We start from the raw sequence: 18,214 nt of genomic DNA, 5'->3' as shown, positions 1-18,214 counted from the left end.
AGGAGGCGCGCAACCGCGTCTGCTACGGGCGGTCGCCTCGCGAGGCGGTGCCCGACGTCCCGCGCACCGTGAGCCGCGGCCTGACGAGCACCTGCGGCGCCTCGACGCGGCGACCCTCGATGCGGTCGACCAGGTCGTCGACGGCGGCCGCGGCGATCTCCGCACCCGGAGGGGTGACCGTCGTGAGCGGGGGAGACGTCATCTCGGCGGCCAGGTCGCCGATGCTCAGCGCGACCACCGTCACGTCTGCAGGGATCAGCCGACCGGCGGTCGCGGCGGCCTGCACGAAGCCCGCGAGGGCCATCTCGTTGAACGCGATGACGGCGGTCGGCCGGAGCGGCGACGAGTCGAACGCCGAGAACGCCTCACGACCTCCCGGCACGGAGTTCTCGGCGAGGTGCGTCTCGACCTCGAGCCGCCGTTCCCGCGCGGGCCGCGCGAGCGCCGCGGTGGCCCGCGCGAGCGGACCGGAGCCCCGTTCCGGCGACTGGACGGCTTGGCTGAGGAAGAAGACCCGCCGGTGCCCGAGGTCGGCGACGTGGTCGACGGCCACGCGGACCAGCGCCTCGTAGTCCGCGTCGACGAACCAGAGCCCGTCGGCCTCGTCCGGGCGGCCGATGTTGGTGAAGGGGAGGCGGGAGCGCGAGAGCACGGCCACACGGTCGTCGTGCGCCGTGAGCTCCATCAGGATGACGCCGTCGACGAGGCCCTCGCTCACCAGGCTGCCCAGGCCCTCGACGTCGTCGATGGGGTTGGACCAGAGCAGGAGGTGGTACCCGCGGTGCCTCGCCCGGTCGGTGGCGGCCGCGACGTACTCGAACTCGGACGAGGTGACCCCGCGGCGGCCGTACGGGTAGTGCAGCGCGAGGATGCCGCCCCGGGCACCCGCCAGCCCGCGGGCGAACGCGTTGGGCGTGTAGTTGAGCTCGGCCATCGCCCGCTCGACGCGTTGGCGCGTGGCGGCCGAGATGGTCCGCCGGCCGCTGAGGGCGTACGAGACGGTGCTCGACGAGACGCCCGCGAGACGCGCCACGTCGTCGCGGGTTGCCGGCATCCTCGTCCACCTCGTCGTCGATCGTGAGGACAGCATACGAGCGACCGGCGTCCGGCCCGCTCAGCGACCCTCTCGCCCGCCGGGCGGGTTCAGGCGGGCCACATCGGCCGGAACTGCACGCTGATGCGCGGCCCGACGGCCTTCTTCGTCTTGGCGATGGCGTGTTCGTGCGTGCGCTGACAGCTGCCGCCCATGACCAGGAGGTCGCCATGGCCGAGGGGGAACCGTCGGGTGGTCCCCGTCGCGCGCGAGCGCACCGCGAGCGTGCGCGGCGCCCCGAGGGAGAGGATGCCGACCATCGTGTCGCGGTCGATCGTCCGCCCCACGTGGTCGCCGTGCCAGGCGATGCTGTCGTCGCCCGTGCGGTAGAAGCAGAGCCCGGCCCGTTCGAACCGCTGCTCGGGCGGGGCGCCGCGCTCGTCGGCGTAGTAGGCGTTGAGGTCGTCGCGGGCCCTGGCCAGGACGGGGTCGGGCAGCGGGTCGCCCGCGTCGTAGGACGAGACCAGTCGAGGCACCTCGACCACGCGGTCGTACATCTGTCGTCGGTCGGCCCGCCACGGGACGTCGGTCACGAGGCGTTCGAACAGGGCGTCCGACTGCGACGCCCAGGCCGGGACGACGTCGAGCCAGGCGCCCTCGCCCAGGTCGAGGTGGTCGACCCGCCCGGCGAGCGGCGCCAGGTCGGGCCCGTCGGACAGCCCGTCGAACAGCGAGGCGGTGAAGGCGAGGCTCATGCCGACAGCCTACGTCACGGATCGAACGCATGTTCGAACGCGGTGGCGTGGTCAGGCCCCGGTCGAGCCCGGCTGGACCACCACCCGGTCGGGCGCGACGAGCTCGCGGGCGACCCCGTCCACGTCGACGTCGACCAGCCGGCCCGCCCAGGCGTAGACCTGCAGCTGCGCGGCGTGCTGCCACAACGGACGTCCGCTCGAGAGGTCGAAGGCCACGAGGGTCGACCGCCCGCCCGAACTGCCGTAGGCCAGGGCGTAGCCGACCGTGCGGCCCGCCGCGGCGAGCACCGCCCCGTCGGGCAGCGAGACCCGGGCACCCGCCGAGCCGGTCGTCCCGTCCAGGACGCGGACGACGACGGGGCCGGGCCCCGCCGCCGTCGCCGTCGCGAAGACCCGGTCGTCGGTCTGGCCCGGCAGGCCGTCCACGGCGGAGGAACTCGACGCCGGGTCACGCCACCGCACCTCGCCCGTGGCGAGGTCGAGACAGGTCACGGTCCGTGACCGGACGTCGGTCACGGCGAGGCAGGTCCGGGTCACCGAGTACCCGCCCCGGACGTCGCGGTCCGAGCTCCAGAGGCGTTCGCCGTCGGCGGCCAACGCGACGAAGCCGGCGTCTCCTCGTCCGGTGGCCGCGCCTCCTCGGGGGGCGTAGACGACGTCGTCGTGGACGACGTAGCCGACCAGGCGGTCGAGCCTTGCGGCCCACGGTCGCTCGACGCCCGTGGCCAGGTCGACCTGCACCGACCCGCCGGCCCGGGCGACGACGAGGCGGTCGCTCAGGGCCAGCGCGACGCCCGCGGTCGAGGCGGCGCCGCTCCAGACGACCCGGCCGAGGTCGCGGGCGTCACGCAGTTCGTACCGGTAGACGCCGCCGACCCCCTGCTGCCGACCGGTGACCACGACGGCGCCCGCGGTCTGGAACTGGTCGCCGTCGCCCGCCGTACCGGTCGCGACGACGTCGACCGGCCGGCCGGTCTCGACCGAGAGGGTCGTCAGCACCTGTTCGCCGTCGACGGTCGCGCGGACGAGCACGAGCCCGGTGCCGTCCACCGTCGAGACGGACGACACCAGGGCCGGGCCGGTCAGCCCCGTCGCCTCGACGTCGTCGGCGACGTCGTGCACCCAGCGGAACGCCCCCCGGTCGACGTCGAGCGCACCGATGCGCGTGCCCACCCCCTGGGTCGGCGTGGCGCAGTCGCCGTCGTTCGCGAAGCCGTAGGTCCAGGCCCCGGCGGCACTGACGAGGGCCAGCCCCTGGTCGACGGGCGTCGACCGGTACCGCAGGCACTCGGCCGGGGCGCCGGGGGCGAGGGCTGCCCGCAGGTCGACCCGCCAGCCGGACGTGGTCGGCTGCTGTCTGAGGTCGTCGACGGCGACGCCCTGCCAGGGGGCCTCGCCGCCGTACCCGGGCTGGGTCGGCGCGACGACCACCGTCGTCACGAGGGTCGCCAGTGCCAGGGCCGCGTAGGCCACCGTCAGGCGCCGTCCCGCCCTCACGAGGTCGCCCCGACGCGGGCGGTGTCGACGAGGCGCCGGGCCACGCCCCGTTCGTCGATGCGCACGAGGTGTCCGCCCCAGAACACCACGGTGCCGGACGTCGACGTCGACCAGAGGGGACGCCCGTCGGCCAGGTCGAGGGCGGCCACGTCACGCCCGGACGACCGGCCGTCGTCCGTCTCGAGGTAGAGGACCGACCGGCCCGCCGCCGAGAGGTCGTCGAGCAGCCCCACGGCCGAGCTGAACCGGGTGTGCCCGTCCGTGCCGTCGAGGGCGAGCAACCGCGACCCGCCCTCTCGCTGCACGACGACGAACACCTCGTCGCCCCGCTGGCCCGGCACCGCCTCGACCGCGAACGGCGCGCCCAGGTCGGTGTCCCACCGCACGTCGCCGTCGCGCGGGTCGAGGCATTCCGCCGCCGTGTCGTCGCGGGTGACGACGACCAGGCAGGACGGCGTGACGGCCAGCCGACGCCCGCTCGTCGGGCGGCTCCACACGGCGTCTCCCCTCTCGTCGAGGGCCGACACCGTGCCGTTCGCCCGCGTGAACTCGATGCCGAAGGCGACGACGCGACGGCCGTCGTCCGTCGCGACGACGGCTCCCGCCGGGGGGACCGCGATCACGTCGGGGGACGCCGCGAACGGTCGCTCCCGGCCCGTCGTGCCGTCGACGAACACCGTCTCGCCGCCCTGCGAGACCAGGGCCCCGGCGTCCAGCAGCGCCGGCGTGCTGCCCGAGTCGACGCCGCCCTCCCACACCGGGTCGTCGAGGCGGGAGGCCTCGACCAGCTGGTACCGGTCGCCCGACCCCGCGATGCCAGAGAAGGTGCGCAGCTGCAGCGGCCCGCGCGAGTCGACGCTGACGCTCGGCAGGTCTCGCCGGCCACGCGTCGACTCGACCAGCGACCCGTCCCGCAGGTCGAGCGCGGCGAGCACCGTGGCACCCGTGGTCTGGGTCTGCACGAGCACGCGTCCCGCGGCGGGCACGACCTGGGTCGCCGGGATGCTCAGCGCGTCGGTGTCGGGCACGTCCCGTGCCAGGTCGTGCACCCACCGGACGGTGCCCGTGGCCGTCTCGACCAGGGCGATCAGGCTCGTGGTCGCCTCCGAGGCGTATGAGCGACACGCCGGCGACCCCAGGGCGTCGCCGAAGTCGAGGTCGACCGAGGTGCCGACGGCCACGAGCCCGTCGACCGCCGGGGACGTCCAGAAGTTGAGACACCGTCGGGGGGCGTCCGGGGCCAGGGTCGCGGCGAGGTCGAGCGTCCAGCCGGTCGCGTCCGGTGACCGCCTCAGGTCGTCCACGGCGAGCCCGGTCCAGGGGCGGCCGTCGCCGTAGTCGGGTGCCACCGAGACCGCCCCCGCGGCCACGAGCGCGGTCGCCACGACCAGGGCGCCCAGCACGGAGGCCAGGCGACGAGCCGGGGAGGCGCGGTGCCAGCGGCCGGCGACCCGCGCCTCCCGGGGGTGGTCACGGGCGCGGTCGGGGTGGCTCATGGGTCGGCCTCCTCGTCGAGCGCACCCGTCGTCCGACCGACGGGTGTCGTCATGCTATTCGGAGCCCCCGTCCCGGGCGCTCGCCGCGACCGTCGGGCGCATCGGGAATGGCCGTCGCCGGGGTGGGGTTCCACCCCTCGATCGACGGAGGAGGCGCCTGAGGCACTGGCGTAGACTCCTCGGATCATCTCGACGTCGACAGAGCAGAAGGGGCGTGCCCGTGGGTAGGACGCTGGCCGAGAAAGTGTGGGACGACCACGTCGTCGTCAAGGGCGAAGACGGCGCCCCCGACCTTCTCTACATCGACCTCCACCTCGTCCACGAGGTCACCAGCCCCCAGGCGTTCGACGGTCTGCGTCAGGCCGGTCGGCCGTTGCGTCGCACCGACCTCACCATCGCGACCGAGGACCACAACACGCCGACCCTGGCGATCGACAAGCCGATCGCCGACCTCACCAGCCGGACCCAGATCGAGACTCTCCGCCGCAACACGGCCGAGTTCGGCGTCCGCCTGCACCCGCTGGGTGACGCCGAGCAGGGCATCGTGCACGTCGTCGGCCCTCAGCTCGGCCTCACGATGCCGGGCATCACCGTCGTCTGCGGCGACTCGCACACGTCGACGCACGGGGCCTTCGGGGCCATGGCGTTCGGCATCGGCACGAGCGAGGTCGAGCACGTCATGGCGACGCAGACGCTGCCGCTCAAGCCGTTCAAGACGATGGCGGTCACGGTCGAGGGCACGCTCCGGCCGGGCGTCACCGCGAAGGACATCATCCTGGCGGTCATCGCCCAGATCGGCACCGGCGGGGGGCAGGGCTACGTGCTCGAGTACCGCGGCAGCGCGATCCGCTCCCTCTCGATGGAGGGGCGCATGACCATCTGCAACATGTCGATCGAGGCCGGCGCCCGCGCGGGCATGGTGGCACCCGACCAGACCACCTACGACTACCTGCAGGGTCGGCCGCACGCTCCGTCGGGCGCCGACTGGGACGAGGCGGTCGCCTACTGGGACACCCTGCCCACCGACGACGACGCGGTCTTCGACGCCGAGATCTTCCTCGACGCCGACACCCTCGAGCCGTTCGTCACCTGGGGCACCAACCCTGGTCAAGGCGTGTCGCTGAGCGACTCCGTGCCCGATCCCGAGGCCGTCGTCGACCCGAACGAGAAGGCCGCAGCGACGCGCGCCCTCGAGTACATGGCCCTCGAGGCCGGCACCCCGATGAAGGCCATCCCGGTCGACGCCGTGTTCATGGGCTCGTGCACCAACAGCCGCATCGAAGACCTGCGGGCGTTCGCGTCGATCATCCGGGGCCGCACGAAGGCCGAGGGCGTCCGCGTCATGGTCGTCCCGGGCTCGGCCCGGGTCCGGCTCGAGGCCGAGGCCGAGGGGCTCGACAAGGTGTTCACCGACTTCGGCGCCGAGTGGCGGTTCGCCGGGTGCTCGATGTGCCTCGGCATGAACCCCGACCAGCTGGCCCCCGGCGAACGCTGCGCGTCGACGTCGAACCGCAACTTCGAGGGTCGCCAGGGCAAGGGCGGTCGGACGCACCTCGTCTCGCCGCTCGTCGCCGCGGCGACCGCCGTCCGCGGCACCCTCTCGTCGCCGTGGGACCTCCAGGCCGACGACGCCGCGGCACCCGCCGACGCCGGCTCGACCGCCGAACCCGTCCTTGCCGACGGCACCGCACGAGCAGGGGCCCTCTGATGCAGAAGTTCACCACCGTCAGGGGTGTCGCCGCGCCCCTTAAGCGCTCGAACGTCGACACCGACCAGATCATCCCCGCCCAGTTCCTCAAGCGGGTCACGAAGACCGGCTTCGAGGACGCCCTGTTCTTCGGCTGGCGCAACGACCCCGAGTTCGTGCTGAACCGGCCGGCGTTCCAGGGTGCGCGCGTCCTCGTCGCGGGCCCCGACTTCGGCACCGGATCGAGTCGCGAGCACGCCGTCTGGGCCCTGCGCGACTTCGGGTTCGACGTCGTCATCAGTTCGCGCTTCGGCGACATCTTCCGCGGCAACTCCGGCAAGCAGGGGCTGCTCGCCGCGGCCGTCGCCGAAGACGACGTCGAGCGGATCTGGGCCGAGATCGACCAGCACCCGGGCGTCGAGATCACGGTCGACCTCGAGGCGCAGACCGCCACGGTCGGCAGCCTCACCGTCGGATTCGAAGTCGATGCCTACACTAAGTGGCGTCTCCTCGAAGGCCTCGACGACATCGGCCTGACCCTCCGCGACGAAGCGGCCATCACAGAATTCGAAACCCGCCGCGCCGCCTGGCGCCCGAAGACATTGCCGGTGAAGTAAGTGAACTCTCTCGTCCAAGACGCAGCAGCAGCAGGTGCCCGTGTGGGGCTGACCTCCGATGAGATCGTCATCCGGGGTGGCAAGCCGCTCATCGGACGCATCGAGGTGCGGGGCGCGAAGAACCTCGCCACCAAGGCGATGGTCGCGGCGCTGCTGGGCGACACCCCGAGCATCCTCAAGGACGTCCCCGACATCAGCGACGTCAACGTCGTCCGGGGGCTGCTCTCGGTCCACGGCGTGCGCATCACCGATCCGGCCCGCGGCGAGATGATCCTCGACCCCTCGAACGTCGAGAGCGCCCACTTCGCCGAGATCGACGCCCACGCCGGGTCGAGCCGCATCCCGATCCTGTTCTGCGGTCCGCTGCTGCACCGCCTCGGCGAGGCCTTCATCCCCGACCTCGGCGGCTGCCGCATCGGTGACCGACCGATCGACTTCCACCTCGACGCCCTGCGGGCCTTCGGCGCCGTCGTCGACAAGTCGTACAACGGCATCCACCTCACGGCCCCGAACGGGCTGAGCGGTGCCAACATCGAGCTGCCCTACCCGAGCGTGGGGGCGACCGAGCAGGTGCTGCTCACCGCCGTGCTCGCGAAGGGCGTTACCGAGTTGCGCAACGCCGCGATCGAGCCCGAGATCATGGACCTCATCGCGATCCTGCAGAAGATGGGCGCGGTCGTCTCGGTCGAGCCGAACCGCGTCATCTTCATCGAGGGCGTCGAGAAGCTCCGGGGCTACACGCACCGGGCCATCAACGACCGCAACGAGGCCGCGAGCTGGGCCTCGGCCGCACTGGCGACCAAGGGCGACATCTTCGTCGAGGGTGCCGACCAGAAAGACCTGATGACGTTCTTGAACGTCTTCCGCAAGGTGGGCGGCGACTTCGACGTCCACGAGGACGGCATCCGCTTCTTCCACCCGGGTGGCGAGCTCAAGCCGGTCGTCGTCGAGACCGACGTGCACCCGGGCTTCATGACCGACTGGCAGCAGCCCCTGATCGTCGCGCTCACGCAGGCCCAGGGTACCTCGGTCGTCCACGAGACGGTCTACGAGAACCGCTTCCAGTTCACCGAGGCGCTCAACGACATGGGTGCCGACATCACGGTGCACAAGGACGGCCTGCCCGACCACGACCGTCGCGTCGCTCGTCGCGAGTTCGAACAGGCCGCCGTCATCAACGGCCCGACGGCCCTGCACGGTGCCGACATCCGCGTTCCCGACCTGCGCGGCGGGTTCAGCCACCTCATCGCGGCCCTGACCGCCGAGGGCGAGTCGAAGATCAGCAACGTCGGCATCATCAGCCGCGGGTACGAGCACTTCATCGCGAAGCTGCGCAAGCTCGGCGCCGACTTCGACTTCAAGGGCTGATCGGCCGGTGTCGACAGCCGACCCCGACGCCCCCGTCGTCCCGGTCCCGGCGCGAGGGCGTCGCAAGGAGAAGGGCGCCTTCTTCCGCACCCTGGCGACGCCCGCGGCACCGCTCTTCGACCTGATGGCCTCGATCGACATCGTCGACGGTCACAAGCTGCCGGCCGAGGGTGCGTTCGTCCTGACGCCGAACCACTACACGAACATCGACCCGGTCGTGGTGGGGCGGGTCATGTGGGCCCTCGGTCGCGTTCCGAGGTTCCTGGCCAAGGCCTCCCTGTTCCGTGTGCCGGTCTTCGGCCGGATGATGCACGCCATGGGGCACATCCCGGTCGAACGGGCCGGACGCACCCACGACAACGACCCCCTCGCGGCGGGGCGCACCCTCGTCGCCAGCGGAGGCGGCGTGATCGTCTACCCCGAGGGCACGCTGACCCGCGACCCCGACCTCTGGCCGATGAAGGGCAAGAGCGGGGCCGTCCGCCTCGCCCTCGCGGCAGGCGTCCCGCTCATCCCCATGGCCCACTGGGGCAGTCAGCACCTGATGGGGCGCTACTCGAGCAGGCTGCACGCCTTCCCCCGCAAGCGCATCACGGTCGTCATCGGCGACCCCGTCGACCTCTCGGCCTACCGCGACCGGCCCCTCGACCAGGCGTCCGTCACGGCGGCCACGGCTCTCGTGATGGACGCCATCACCGTGCTGGTCGAGCGGTTGCGGCACGACGAGGCTCCGGCCGAGCGGTGGAACCCCGCCAAGAACCACCAGAAGGAGACGGGCCGCTTTGAGTAGCTCCGAATCGCGCGAAGGCGCCATCGAGGCCCTCGGCGAAGGGGCGGTCACGACCGAGGCGATCTCGATCGTCATGCGCGAGGCGATCCCCCGTCGGGTCGCCGTGCTCGGGTCGGGCAGCTGGGGCACGACCTTCGCGAAGGTGCTCGCCGAGGGCGGCGCCGACGTCACGCTGTGGGCCCGCCGCCCCGAGGTGGCCCGCGAGATCACCGAGAGCAAGCGCAACAGCGACTACCTGCCGGGCATCAACCTGCCCCGGACGCTCGTCGCCACCCCGTCGGTCGAGCAGGCCCTCGCCGGGGCCGAGCAGGTCTACCTGTCGGTGCCGAGCCAGACGCTGCGCGAGAACCTCACGGCCATCCGGGGCCTCGTGCCCGGCGGGGTGCCGGTCGTCAGCCTGATGAAGGGCGTCGAGAAGGCCACCGGGCTCCGCATGAGCGAGGTCATCGAGGCCGAGCTGGGCATCGAGCGCGACCTGATCGCCGTCGCGTCCGGACCGAACCTCGCGCTCGAGATCGCCAAGCGTCAGCCGACGGCCGCCGTGGTGTCGTCCCACAGCCTCGAGACCGCCACCTCGGTGGCGGCCACCGCCACCAACCCGTACTTCCGGTCGTTCGTCAACACCGACGTGATCGGCACCGAGTTCGGGGGCGTGCTGAAGAACCTCATCGCCGTCGCCATCGGCATCGTCGACGGGGTCGGCTACGGCGAGAACACGAAGGCGTCGATCATCACGCGGGGCCTGGCCGAGATGACCGCGTTCGCCGTCTCGTTCGGGGCCAAGGCCGAGACCCTGGCGGGGCTCGCCGGGCTGGGCGACCTCATCGCCACCTGCGAGTCGCCGCTGTCGCGCAACAACACGGCCGGCCGGCTGCTCGGCCAGGGCTACGCCTTCGGCGACGTGGTGCGTCAGATGAACCAGACCGCCGAGGGACTGGCATCGGTGGCCCCCATCCTCGAACTGGCCCGGTCGCGGGGCGTCGACATGCCCATCGTCCAGCAGGTGGCCGAGGTGCTCGCCGGTACGCTGGACCCGCGCAACATCGCCCCGCACCTCACCGAGACGGACGAGCCGCAGGGCGAGTGACCGCGAGGTCGTCACCGCCGGGGCGTGCGACGACCAGAGCCCGCCACCGCGGGTCGGCCCGTGGGCCGTGACACCGAAGAGAGGCCCCTCCATGGCGACGAACGACCCGACTCCGACGACCCACCCCGCCACGACCGCCTCCTCGTCGCTCGGCACGCCGAAGACCGTCGTGGTCGTCCTGTTCGGCGGTCGGTCCAGCGAGCACTCGATCAGTTGCGCGACGGCCGGGGGAGTCCTCTCGGCGATCGACCGCGAGCGGTACGAGGTGGTGCCGGTCGGCATCACGGCCGAGGGCGCCTTCACCCTGCAGCCGGACGACGCGTCGCGGTTCGCGTTGGACGCCGAGACCCTGCCGACGGTCGTCGACAACGGCACCCGGGTGCACTGGCCCGAGTCGGCCACCACCCGTGAGCTGACCGTCACCGAGGCGGACGGCACCACCCGCCTGCTGGGCGAGGTCGACGTGGTGTTCCCCATCCTGCACGGTCCCTTCGGTGAGGACGGCACGGTCCAGGGCCTGCTCGAGCTGACGGGCCTGCCCTACGTCGGGGCGGGTGTGCTCGCCTCGTCGCTCGGCATGGACAAGCACTTCACCAAGACCGTCCTGCAGGCGGCCGGGGTGGCCGTCGCCCCGTGGCGTACCGTCCGCCGCCGCGACTGGGAGGCCGCGCGAGAGCGTGTCGCCGCCGACGTCGAGGCGCTCGGCTACCCCGTGTTCGTCAAGCCCGCCCGGGCCGGGTCGAGCGTCGGGGTCTCGCGCGTCGACTCGGCCTCCGACCTCGACCGCGCCATGGCCAAGGCCTTCGCGGAAGACCACAAGGTGCTCGTCGAATCCGCCGTAGTCGGACGCGAGATCGAGTGCGCCGTGCTCGGCGGGCGCGGGGGAGCGGCGCCCCGCACCTCGGTCGCCGGCGAGATCGTCCTCGCGGGCGACACGTTCTACGACTTCGAGTCGAAGTACCTCGGCGCACCCGGAGCAGACCTGGTCTGCCCCGCGCACCTCTCGCCCGACGAGTTGGCCGAGATGCAGCGGCTCGCCGCCCTCGCCTTCGAGGCCATCGACGGCACCGGCCTCGCGCGCGTCGACTTCTTCCTCACCGACGCCGGCTGGGTGATCAACGAGATCAACACCATGCCCGGCTTCACCCCCATCTCGATGTTCCCCGCCTGCTGGCTCGCGAGCGGCCTCAGCTACCCCGAACTGATCGACGAGCTGATCGTGCTCGGCCTCGAGACCGAGCGCTGACCGCCTTCCGCAGGCACCACGCCACGATATGCACACGCCGCCACGAGATCTCGTGGCGGCGTGTGTACTTCGTGGCGTGGCGTGGCGCGGCGCGGCGTGGACGCGGCGTGCGGCGGGCAGGCGGGGGCCCGCGGCGTGACGAGCGCGCGGCCCGGCCGGCGTCAGGGCGTCGGCGTCGCGGAGGGGTCGTCGGCCGAGCCGGCCGACCCGGGCAGGTCGCCGGCGCCGACGCACGCCTTGCCGTCGTTCGGCAGGTAGCCGACCGCGTCGGCCAGGTCGCGCAGCACGTTGCCGCCGTTGGCCTTGGTGGTGTCGACGATCACCTGCACGCCGGGCTGGCGGCCGTACGTGGTGAGGATCGAGGTCTCGGCGTCGTCGGGGTCTTGGTCGACCAGCCAGTCGACGCCCTGGACGTCGTAGCAGGGCAGGTCGGACACCGCGGGCGTCTCGACGCCGCAGTGCAGCAGCACGCTCGTCGGCGAACCCCAGGCGCCCGTGGCCTGGGCGTCGGTCTCGCGGCGGCCTTGCCCGTCGTCGACGACCTCGGGCAGGTGGACGGTGACCTGGGCGCACGAGGGGTCGTTCGCCCCGTCGGCGGGCTGCATCGGCACGGCCTGGGCGCAGCCGACGAGGGTCGTCGCGAGGCCCACGACGACGAGCGACAGGGCCGCCACGCGGAGGCGGGGACGGAGGCGCGGGGCGCGGGGCGAGGACGGGTTCGACATCGCATCCAGGCTACCGTTCAGCACATGGAACGACGCTCCACGGACCCCCGCCCGGCCGGCGCCGACGCGCCCACCGCCGACGCCGCCGACATCGGCGACATCGACGACACCGTCGAGGGCGTCGGCGAGCTCGCCACCCTGGCCCGCATCCTCCCTCGACTGCCGCTCGGTGACGACACGCTGCTCGGCCCGGGCGACGACGCGGCCGTCGTGTCCGCCCCCGACGGCCGGTTCGTCGTGACCACCGACCTGATGGTGCACGGCCCCGACTTCCGTCGTGCCTGGTCGACGCCCCGCGACCTCGGCTGGAAGGCGGCCGCCTCGAACCTGTCCGACGTCGCGGCGATGGGTGCTCGGCCGACGGCCCTCGTCGTCGCCCTCGCGGTGCCCGGTGACACGTCCGTGGCCGAGCTCGAGGCGTTCGCCGACGGCCTGCGCGAGGGGTGCGCGCTCATGGCCCCCGGCGCCGGCGTCGTCGGCGGCGACCTGTCCGTCTCGCCCACGTTCACGGTCGCGGTGACGGCCTTCGGCGACCTCGAGGGGCGCGTCCCGGTGCGGCGGGACGGCGCCCGGCCCGGCGACGTCGTCGCGGTCTCCGGGGCCCTCGGCCGGTCCGCGCGGGGGCTCGACCTGCTGTTCGGCCTGGGCGTCGACCACGAGGGGCGGCCCGACGCCGGACGTGCCGCGGCCCTCCGCGCCCGCGACCCCGACGTCGGCTGGCACCTCGCCCCCACGCCACCCGTCGCCGACGGTCGCTCCGCGGCGATCGCGGGCGCGACGGCGATGCTCGACCTGTCCGACGGCCTCGCCCTCGACGCGGGGCGCGTGGCCCGCGGCAGCGGCGTCGTGGTCGACCTGACGTCCGCCGCCCTGGGCGACGACGTGCGGGTCGCCCTCTCGGGTGGCGAGGACCACTCGCTCCTCGCCACGTTCCCGCCCGGCGTGCCGCTGCCGGGCGGCTTCCGCGCCGTCGGCACCGTCCGCGACCTCGCAGGAGGCGCGCCCCGGGTCACCCTCGACGGTTCCGACCTCGGCGAGGCCGGGGGGTGGGACCCGTACCGCCTCTGGGGCGGCGGACAGGGCTGACGAGTCGACCCGCGCCTCCCCGGCGGGGAGGGCCCGGGAGGCGCGGCTCGGCGGGTCCGGACCGCCGGTCAGTCGCGCAGCGCGAACCAGACGGTCGTGTCGCCGTACTGCTTCTTCACGTCGAGGCTGAGGCCGTCCGGCCAGCCGGGCTCGCCGTCGCGGGACGCGCGTTCGACGACGACGAGGGCCTGCTCGTCGAGGGAGGGCAGCAGGGCGACGAGGTCGGCGGTGAGGTCGGCCGCCGACAGCTCGTACGGCGGGTCGAAGAAGACGAGGTCGACGAGGGCCGACCCGCCCTCGAGGTACGACCGCACCGGCTGGGCGACGACGTCGACGCGCGGGGGAGTGCCTCGGGGCGGGCGGGGCGCCCGGGCGAGCACCGATTCGACGTTGCGGCGCAGCACCTTCGCCGCGGCCGGTGCCTTCTCGACCAGCACGACCGACGCGGCCCCGCGCGACGCGGCTTCGAGCCCCAGCCCACCGGTGCCGGCGTAGAGGTCGAGCACGCGCCGACCGCGGATCTCGTCGCGGGCGTCGAGCGACGAGAAGAGCGCCTCGCGCACCCGGTCGCTCGTGGGGCGCGTCCCGACCTTGGGGACGACGAGCGAGAGGTTGTCGGCGAAGCCGGAGATGATGCGGGACATGGGGTCAACCATGCCAGGTCGCCGCGGGCCGCCCGCCCGGGTCGGGTGCGCGCGCGGTTCGAGCATCCCGACAACGCATCGCCCTCGCCCGCCCCGCCCGCTCGTCGGACCTGCACAACCGAGTTGTCCACGCCCGGCGGCGTCGACAGCATCGGTGCCATGACCAGCGTCGATCGAACCGTCCGGCCCTCGTTCACCAAGTCGCTCTTCGCGGGGCGCATCGCCTCCGAGCTCGTCTTCCCCTACCCGGGGATGACCGCGGCCGAGAAGGCGAAGGTCGAGACGGTGTCGGCGTCGGCCCGCGAGGTGCTCGCGGGCTACGACCCGCTGAAGGCCGAACGCGAGGGCTGGATCGGTGACGACACCGTCCGCGAGCTGGGCGAGCGGGGCCTGATGGGGCTCTTCGTGGCCGAGGAGTACGGCGGCCTCGGGCTCGGCCAGAGCGCCTACTGCCGCGTGTACGAGGAGTTCGGGCGGGTCGACGGCACCCTGGCCACGGTCATGGGCGTGCACCAGTCGATCGGCACGAAGCCGCTCCACCTCTACGGAACCGACGACCAGAAGGCGCGCTGGCTGCCCGACCTCGCCAGCGGCCGCAAGCTCGCCGCCTTCGTGCTCACCGAGCCGAACGTCGGCAGCGACGCCTACGCCCTCGAGACCCGGGCCGAACGACAGGCCGACGGCAGCTGGGTGCTCAACGGCGAGAAGCGGTGGATCGGCAACGGCGACAAGGACGTCCTGACGGTCTTCGCGCAGAGCGACCTCGGCCACGTCGCGCTGATCGTCGAGAAGGGCACGGAGGGGCTGAGCACCGGTCCGCGCTTCGAGACCCACGGCCTCAAGGCCAACCACCTGCAGCGCGTGCGCTTCACCGACGTCCGGGTGCCCGCCGAGAACTTGCTCGGCGAGCCGGGCGACGGTTTCCGCATCGCGGTCAACACGCTCAACAACGGCCGCATGTCGATGGGGACGGCCATCGCGGGCGGCATGAAGAGGTTCCTCGAGCTGAGCCTCGAGCACACGGAGGCGCGACACCAGTTCGGCAGGCCGCTCGCCGACTTCGAGATGGTCGGCGACAAGCTCGCCTGGATGACGCGCCAGATCTACGGCATCGAGTCGATGTCGTACCTGACCACCGGCCTCGTCGACCGGGGCGACACCGACTTCGCCCTCGAGTCGGCCATGACCAAGGTCGCCGCCAGCGACACCGGCTGGTACGCGCTGAACCGGGCCGTGCAGCTGCACGGCGGCGAGGCCTACATGGCGGACCACCCGCTGTCGAAGGCGCTGCGCGACTTCCGGATCTTCCCGATCTTCGAGGGGGCCAACGACGTCCTGCGCGCGTTCGTCGCCCTCAACGGCCTCAAGACCCTCAGTGAGGAGTTGCCCGACGTCGCGTCCCTCAGCATCGGCGACCCCGGGCGGGCCCTCGGGGTCCTCGCACCGTACGTCGCCGGCCGCGTGCAGCGCCGCATCAGGCCCGACCGCCCGGTCGGGGTCCACCCGGCGCTCGCGAAGCAGGCCGCAGAGCTGGGCGACCAGGTGTCGCGGCTGCGCGAGCGCACCGAGGGGGCGCTCCGCAAGCACGGCAAGAAGGTGCAGGAGAAGCAGCTCGTGCAGAAGCGCCTCGCCGACGCGGCGAGCGGCGTCTACGCGCAGACGGCCGTGCTCTCGCGGGCCTCGACGGCCCTGCAGGAGGCGCGGGCCGACTCCGAGGCGGAGCGTCACCTGGCCGTCGGCTTCTGCAAGCAGTCCGCCCGCGAGGTGGGGCGCCTGTTGCGGGCCCTCGAGGTGAACGACGACCGGCACACGGCCGACCTCGCCACCGCGACCCGCGCCTCCGGCGGGTACTCCTTCTCGCTCTGACGCTCGCAGCCCGCGTCCGCGAGGGTCGCCGTCGGGGGCGGGCACTAGCGTGGTGTCCGTGCCCGACTCACCCCTCGACGCGTCGCTGGCCGGGGCCCTCGGCGGCCGGACGGCCACCGCGCTGCAGAAGGCCTTCGGCCTGCGCACCGTCGGCGACCTGCTGACGCACTTCCCGCGGCGCTACGCCCGGCGCGGGGAGCTCACGGCCCTCGACCAGCTGCCGCTCGGCGAGTCGGTCACGATCGTCGCGCAGGTGCTCGACGTGCGCGAGCGCACCATGCGCGCCCGCCGTGGGTCGATCCTCGAGGTGCGCATCGGCGACGGGCAGGGCATCCTGACGCTCACCTTCTTCAACCAGGCCTGGCGGGCGAAGGACCTCGTGCCGGGTGCCCGCGGCATCTTCGCGGGCAAGGTCGGCGACTACCGGGGGCTCCGTCAGCTCGCCCACCCCGACTACGAGCTGTTCGACGCCTCGCACGAGGCCGTCGCCGGCGTCGGCGACCAGCAGGCCCAGAAGTGGGCGAAGCAACCGATCCCGATCTACCCGGCCAGCGCCTCCGTGGCCTCGTGGCAGGTGCAGAAGTCGGTCGAGGTCCTGCTCGACGGCCTGCCGCCGATCGACGACGCCGTGCCGGCGTCGGTGCGGGCCGAGCTCGACCTGATGCCGGTGTCCGAGGCCTACGAGCGCATCCACCGTCCCGAGACCGACCGTGACCACCTCACGGCCCGCGACACGTTGCGGTTCGACGAGGCCTTCGTGCTGCAGAGCGCGTTGTTGCAGCAACGGGCGCTCGTGCGCCGCTCCGCCGCGACGCCCCGTCGGGCCGCCCCCGACGGCTTGCTGGCGACGTTCGACGCCGCGCTGCCCTTCGAGCGGACGGGCGACCAACGACTCGTGGGTGACGAGATCACCCGCGACCTCGAGGCCGAGGTCCCGATGAACCGCCTCGTCCAGGGCGAGGTCGGCTCGGGCAAGACCCTCGTCGCCCTGCGGGCCATGCTCGCCGTGGCCGAGAGCGGGGGACAGTCTGCCCTGCTCGCCCCCACCGAGGTGCTCGCGGCCCAGCACCTGCGGTCCATCACGGCGACCCTCGGGCCCGACCTGGCCGCCCGGCTGCGACCGACCCTGCTGACCGGCCAGATGACCGTGGCGCAACGCAAGAAGGCGCTGCTGTCGATCGTCAGCGGTCAGGCGCACGTCGTCGTCGGCACGCACGCGTTGATCAGCGAGGCCGTCGAGTTCTTCGACCTCGGGCTCGTGGTCGTCGACGAGCAGCACCGTTTCGGCGTCGACCAGCGCGAGGCCCTGCGCAAGAAGGGGGCCACGCCGCCGCACGTGCTCGTCCTCACCGCCACGCCCATCCCCCGGACGGTCGCCATGACGGTGTTCGGCGACCTCGACGTCTCGACCATCGCCGAGCTGCCGAAGGGGCGCCAGGCCATCGAGTCGTTCGTCGTGCCGCTCGCCGACCACCCGACCTGGGGCGGTCGCATCTGGCAGCGCTCGGCCGAGGAGGTCGCGAAGGGGCGACAGGTCTTCGTCGTCTGCCCGGCGATCGACGCGGTGACGGCCGAACCGGGTGACCCGCCCGAGGTCGACGCGGCGTCCGACGACGATCCGCCCGGAGGAGGCGCGTCCGAGGCGCCGGCACCCGAACGGGCCAGCGTCGAGGGGGTCATGGCCCGGGTGCCCACGATCCCGGTGCTGCAGGGCCTGCGCGTCGAACCGCTGCACGGCCGCATGTCGTCCGACCAGAAGGACGACGTCATGCGCCGGTTCGCCGCCGGTGACATCGACGTGCTCGTGGCCACCACGGTCATCGAGGTCGGGGTCGACGTGCCGAACGCCTCGACCATGGTCGTGCTCGACGCCGACCGGTTCGGCGTCTCTCAGCTGCACCAGCTGCGGGGTCGCGTCGGGCGAGGCGGCCACCCGGGGCTCTGCCTGCTCGTCACCCACGCCGAGGCCGAGACGGTGGCGCGCGAGCGGGTCGACGCGGTCGCGGCGACGCTCGACGGGTTCGAGCTCGCCCAGGTCGACCTCGACCTCCGCCGCGAGGGCGACGTGCTGGGCAACCTCCAGTCGGGCGGGCGCTCCTCGTTGCGCCTGCTGCGGGTCGCCCGCGACGGCGACCTCATCGGGCTCGCACGAGAGCACGCGGCCGAGGTGCTCGAGGCCGATCCCCGCCTCGTCGACCATCCCGCGCTCGCCGCGGCCATCGCCCGGCGACTGGACGACCGCGGTCGCGAGGCGATGGGCAAGAACTGAGCCGGCCGACGATGCGTGACGCGTCCTCGACGGTGGGTCCGCCCTGGG

General features: G+C 73.0%; 15 protein-coding genes. 9 read left to right on the top strand and 6 right to left on the bottom strand.

Annotated features, from left to right (window positions below):
* Window positions 1-22: 22 nt before the first annotated feature.
* The 4 genes from ABID81_RS01180 to ABID81_RS01165 form a co-directional block, all read right to left on the bottom strand.
* Window positions 23-1,054, bottom strand: a complete 1,032-nt coding sequence (locus ABID81_RS01180) for a LacI family DNA-binding transcriptional regulator (RefSeq protein WP_354593019.1) — start codon at window positions 1,052-1,054, stop codon at window positions 23-25.
* Window positions 1,055-1,143: 89 nt separating this feature from the next.
* The gene (locus tag ABID81_RS01175; RefSeq protein ID WP_354593018.1) at window positions 1,144-1,788 is read right to left on the bottom strand and encodes an alpha-ketoglutarate-dependent dioxygenase AlkB; all 645 of its coding nucleotides are present in this window, start codon (window positions 1,786-1,788) and stop codon (window positions 1,144-1,146) included.
* A 51-nt stretch (window positions 1,789-1,839) separates the two neighbouring features.
* Window positions 1,840-3,285 carry a PQQ-binding-like beta-propeller repeat protein gene (locus tag ABID81_RS01170; protein ID WP_354593017.1) on the bottom strand — a complete coding sequence of 482 codons (1,446 nt, stop codon included), beginning with the start codon at window positions 3,283-3,285 and terminating at the stop codon, window positions 1,840-1,842.
* Complete coding sequence (locus ABID81_RS01165; RefSeq protein WP_354593016.1) at window positions 3,282-4,781, bottom strand: outer membrane protein assembly factor BamB family protein; 1,500 nt, start codon at window positions 4,779-4,781, stop codon at window positions 3,282-3,284. Before ABID81_RS01165 ends, ABID81_RS01170 begins: the two co-directional genes overlap by 4 nt.
* 220 nt (window positions 4,782-5,001) lie before the next feature.
* Between ABID81_RS01165 and leuC the strand changes: the two genes are divergently transcribed.
* The 6 genes from leuC (at window position 5,002) to ABID81_RS01135 (ending at window position 11,576) form a co-directional block, all read left to right on the top strand.
* Window positions 5,002-6,489: a 3-isopropylmalate dehydratase large subunit gene (gene leuC / locus ABID81_RS01160; protein ID WP_354593015.1), complete on the top strand. Its 1,488-nt coding sequence runs from the start codon at window positions 5,002-5,004 to the stop codon at window positions 6,487-6,489.
* Window positions 6,489-7,085, top strand: a complete 597-nt coding sequence (gene leuD / locus ABID81_RS01155) for a 3-isopropylmalate dehydratase small subunit (RefSeq protein WP_354593014.1) — start codon at window positions 6,489-6,491, stop codon at window positions 7,083-7,085. The genes leuC and leuD overlap by 1 nt, the downstream gene beginning before the upstream one ends.
* Window positions 7,086-8,453 (top strand): UDP-N-acetylglucosamine 1-carboxyvinyltransferase, encoded by a 1,368-nt coding sequence (gene murA / locus ABID81_RS01150; RefSeq protein WP_354593013.1) that lies wholly within the window; start codon window positions 7,086-7,088, stop codon window positions 8,451-8,453.
* A gap of 7 nt (window positions 8,454-8,460) precedes the next feature.
* Complete coding sequence (locus ABID81_RS01145; RefSeq protein WP_354593012.1) at window positions 8,461-9,243, top strand: lysophospholipid acyltransferase family protein; 783 nt, start codon at window positions 8,461-8,463, stop codon at window positions 9,241-9,243.
* A 73-nt stretch (window positions 9,244-9,316) separates the two neighbouring features.
* Window positions 9,317-10,330 (top strand): NAD(P)H-dependent glycerol-3-phosphate dehydrogenase, encoded by a 1,014-nt coding sequence (locus tag ABID81_RS01140; protein WP_354593311.1) that lies wholly within the window; start codon window positions 9,317-9,319, stop codon window positions 10,328-10,330.
* A gap of 91 nt (window positions 10,331-10,421) precedes the next feature.
* Entirely contained in the window at window positions 10,422-11,576 is a 1,155-nt protein-coding gene (locus ABID81_RS01135; RefSeq protein WP_354593011.1) for a D-alanine--D-alanine ligase family protein, read from the top strand.
* Window positions 11,577-11,737: 161 nt separating this feature from the next.
* Here the strand turns inward: ABID81_RS01135 and ABID81_RS01130 are convergent, their stop codons facing one another.
* Window positions 11,738-12,301: a DUF3515 family protein gene (locus ABID81_RS01130; protein ID WP_354593010.1), complete on the bottom strand. Its 564-nt coding sequence runs from the start codon at window positions 12,299-12,301 to the stop codon at window positions 11,738-11,740.
* 24 nt (window positions 12,302-12,325) lie between these two features.
* Here ABID81_RS01130 and thiL point away from each other — a divergent pair, with 24 nt between their 5' ends.
* Window positions 12,326-13,387: a thiamine-phosphate kinase gene (thiL, locus tag ABID81_RS01125; RefSeq protein ID WP_354593009.1), complete on the top strand. Its 1,062-nt coding sequence runs from the start codon at window positions 12,326-12,328 to the stop codon at window positions 13,385-13,387.
* 68 nt (window positions 13,388-13,455) lie between these two features.
* Here the strand turns inward: thiL and rsmD are convergent, their stop codons facing one another.
* Window positions 13,456-14,031 (bottom strand): 16S rRNA (guanine(966)-N(2))-methyltransferase RsmD, encoded by a 576-nt coding sequence (rsmD, locus tag ABID81_RS01120; RefSeq protein WP_354593008.1) that lies wholly within the window; start codon window positions 14,029-14,031, stop codon window positions 13,456-13,458.
* A gap of 159 nt (window positions 14,032-14,190) precedes the next feature.
* Between rsmD and ABID81_RS01115 the strand changes: the two genes are divergently transcribed.
* Together ABID81_RS01115 and ABID81_RS01110 are read left to right on the top strand one after the other, a co-directional pair.
* Window positions 14,191-15,897, top strand: coding sequence for an acyl-CoA dehydrogenase family protein (locus ABID81_RS01115; protein WP_354593007.1), 1,707 nt, complete (start codon window positions 14,191-14,193; stop codon window positions 15,895-15,897).
* Window positions 15,898-15,955: 58 nt separating this feature from the next.
* Window positions 15,956-18,166, top strand: coding sequence for an ATP-dependent DNA helicase RecG (locus ABID81_RS01110; protein ID WP_354593006.1), 2,211 nt, complete (start codon window positions 15,956-15,958; stop codon window positions 18,164-18,166).
* Window positions 18,167-18,214 lie beyond the last annotated feature (48 nt).

Source organism: Frigoribacterium sp. PvP054 (assembly GCF_040547465.1).
Lineage (GTDB): Bacteria > Actinomycetota > Actinomycetes > Actinomycetales > Microbacteriaceae > Frigoribacterium.
The sequence above is the reverse complement of the archived record's forward strand: the minus strand, read 5'-3'. Positions and strand labels throughout refer to the sequence as shown.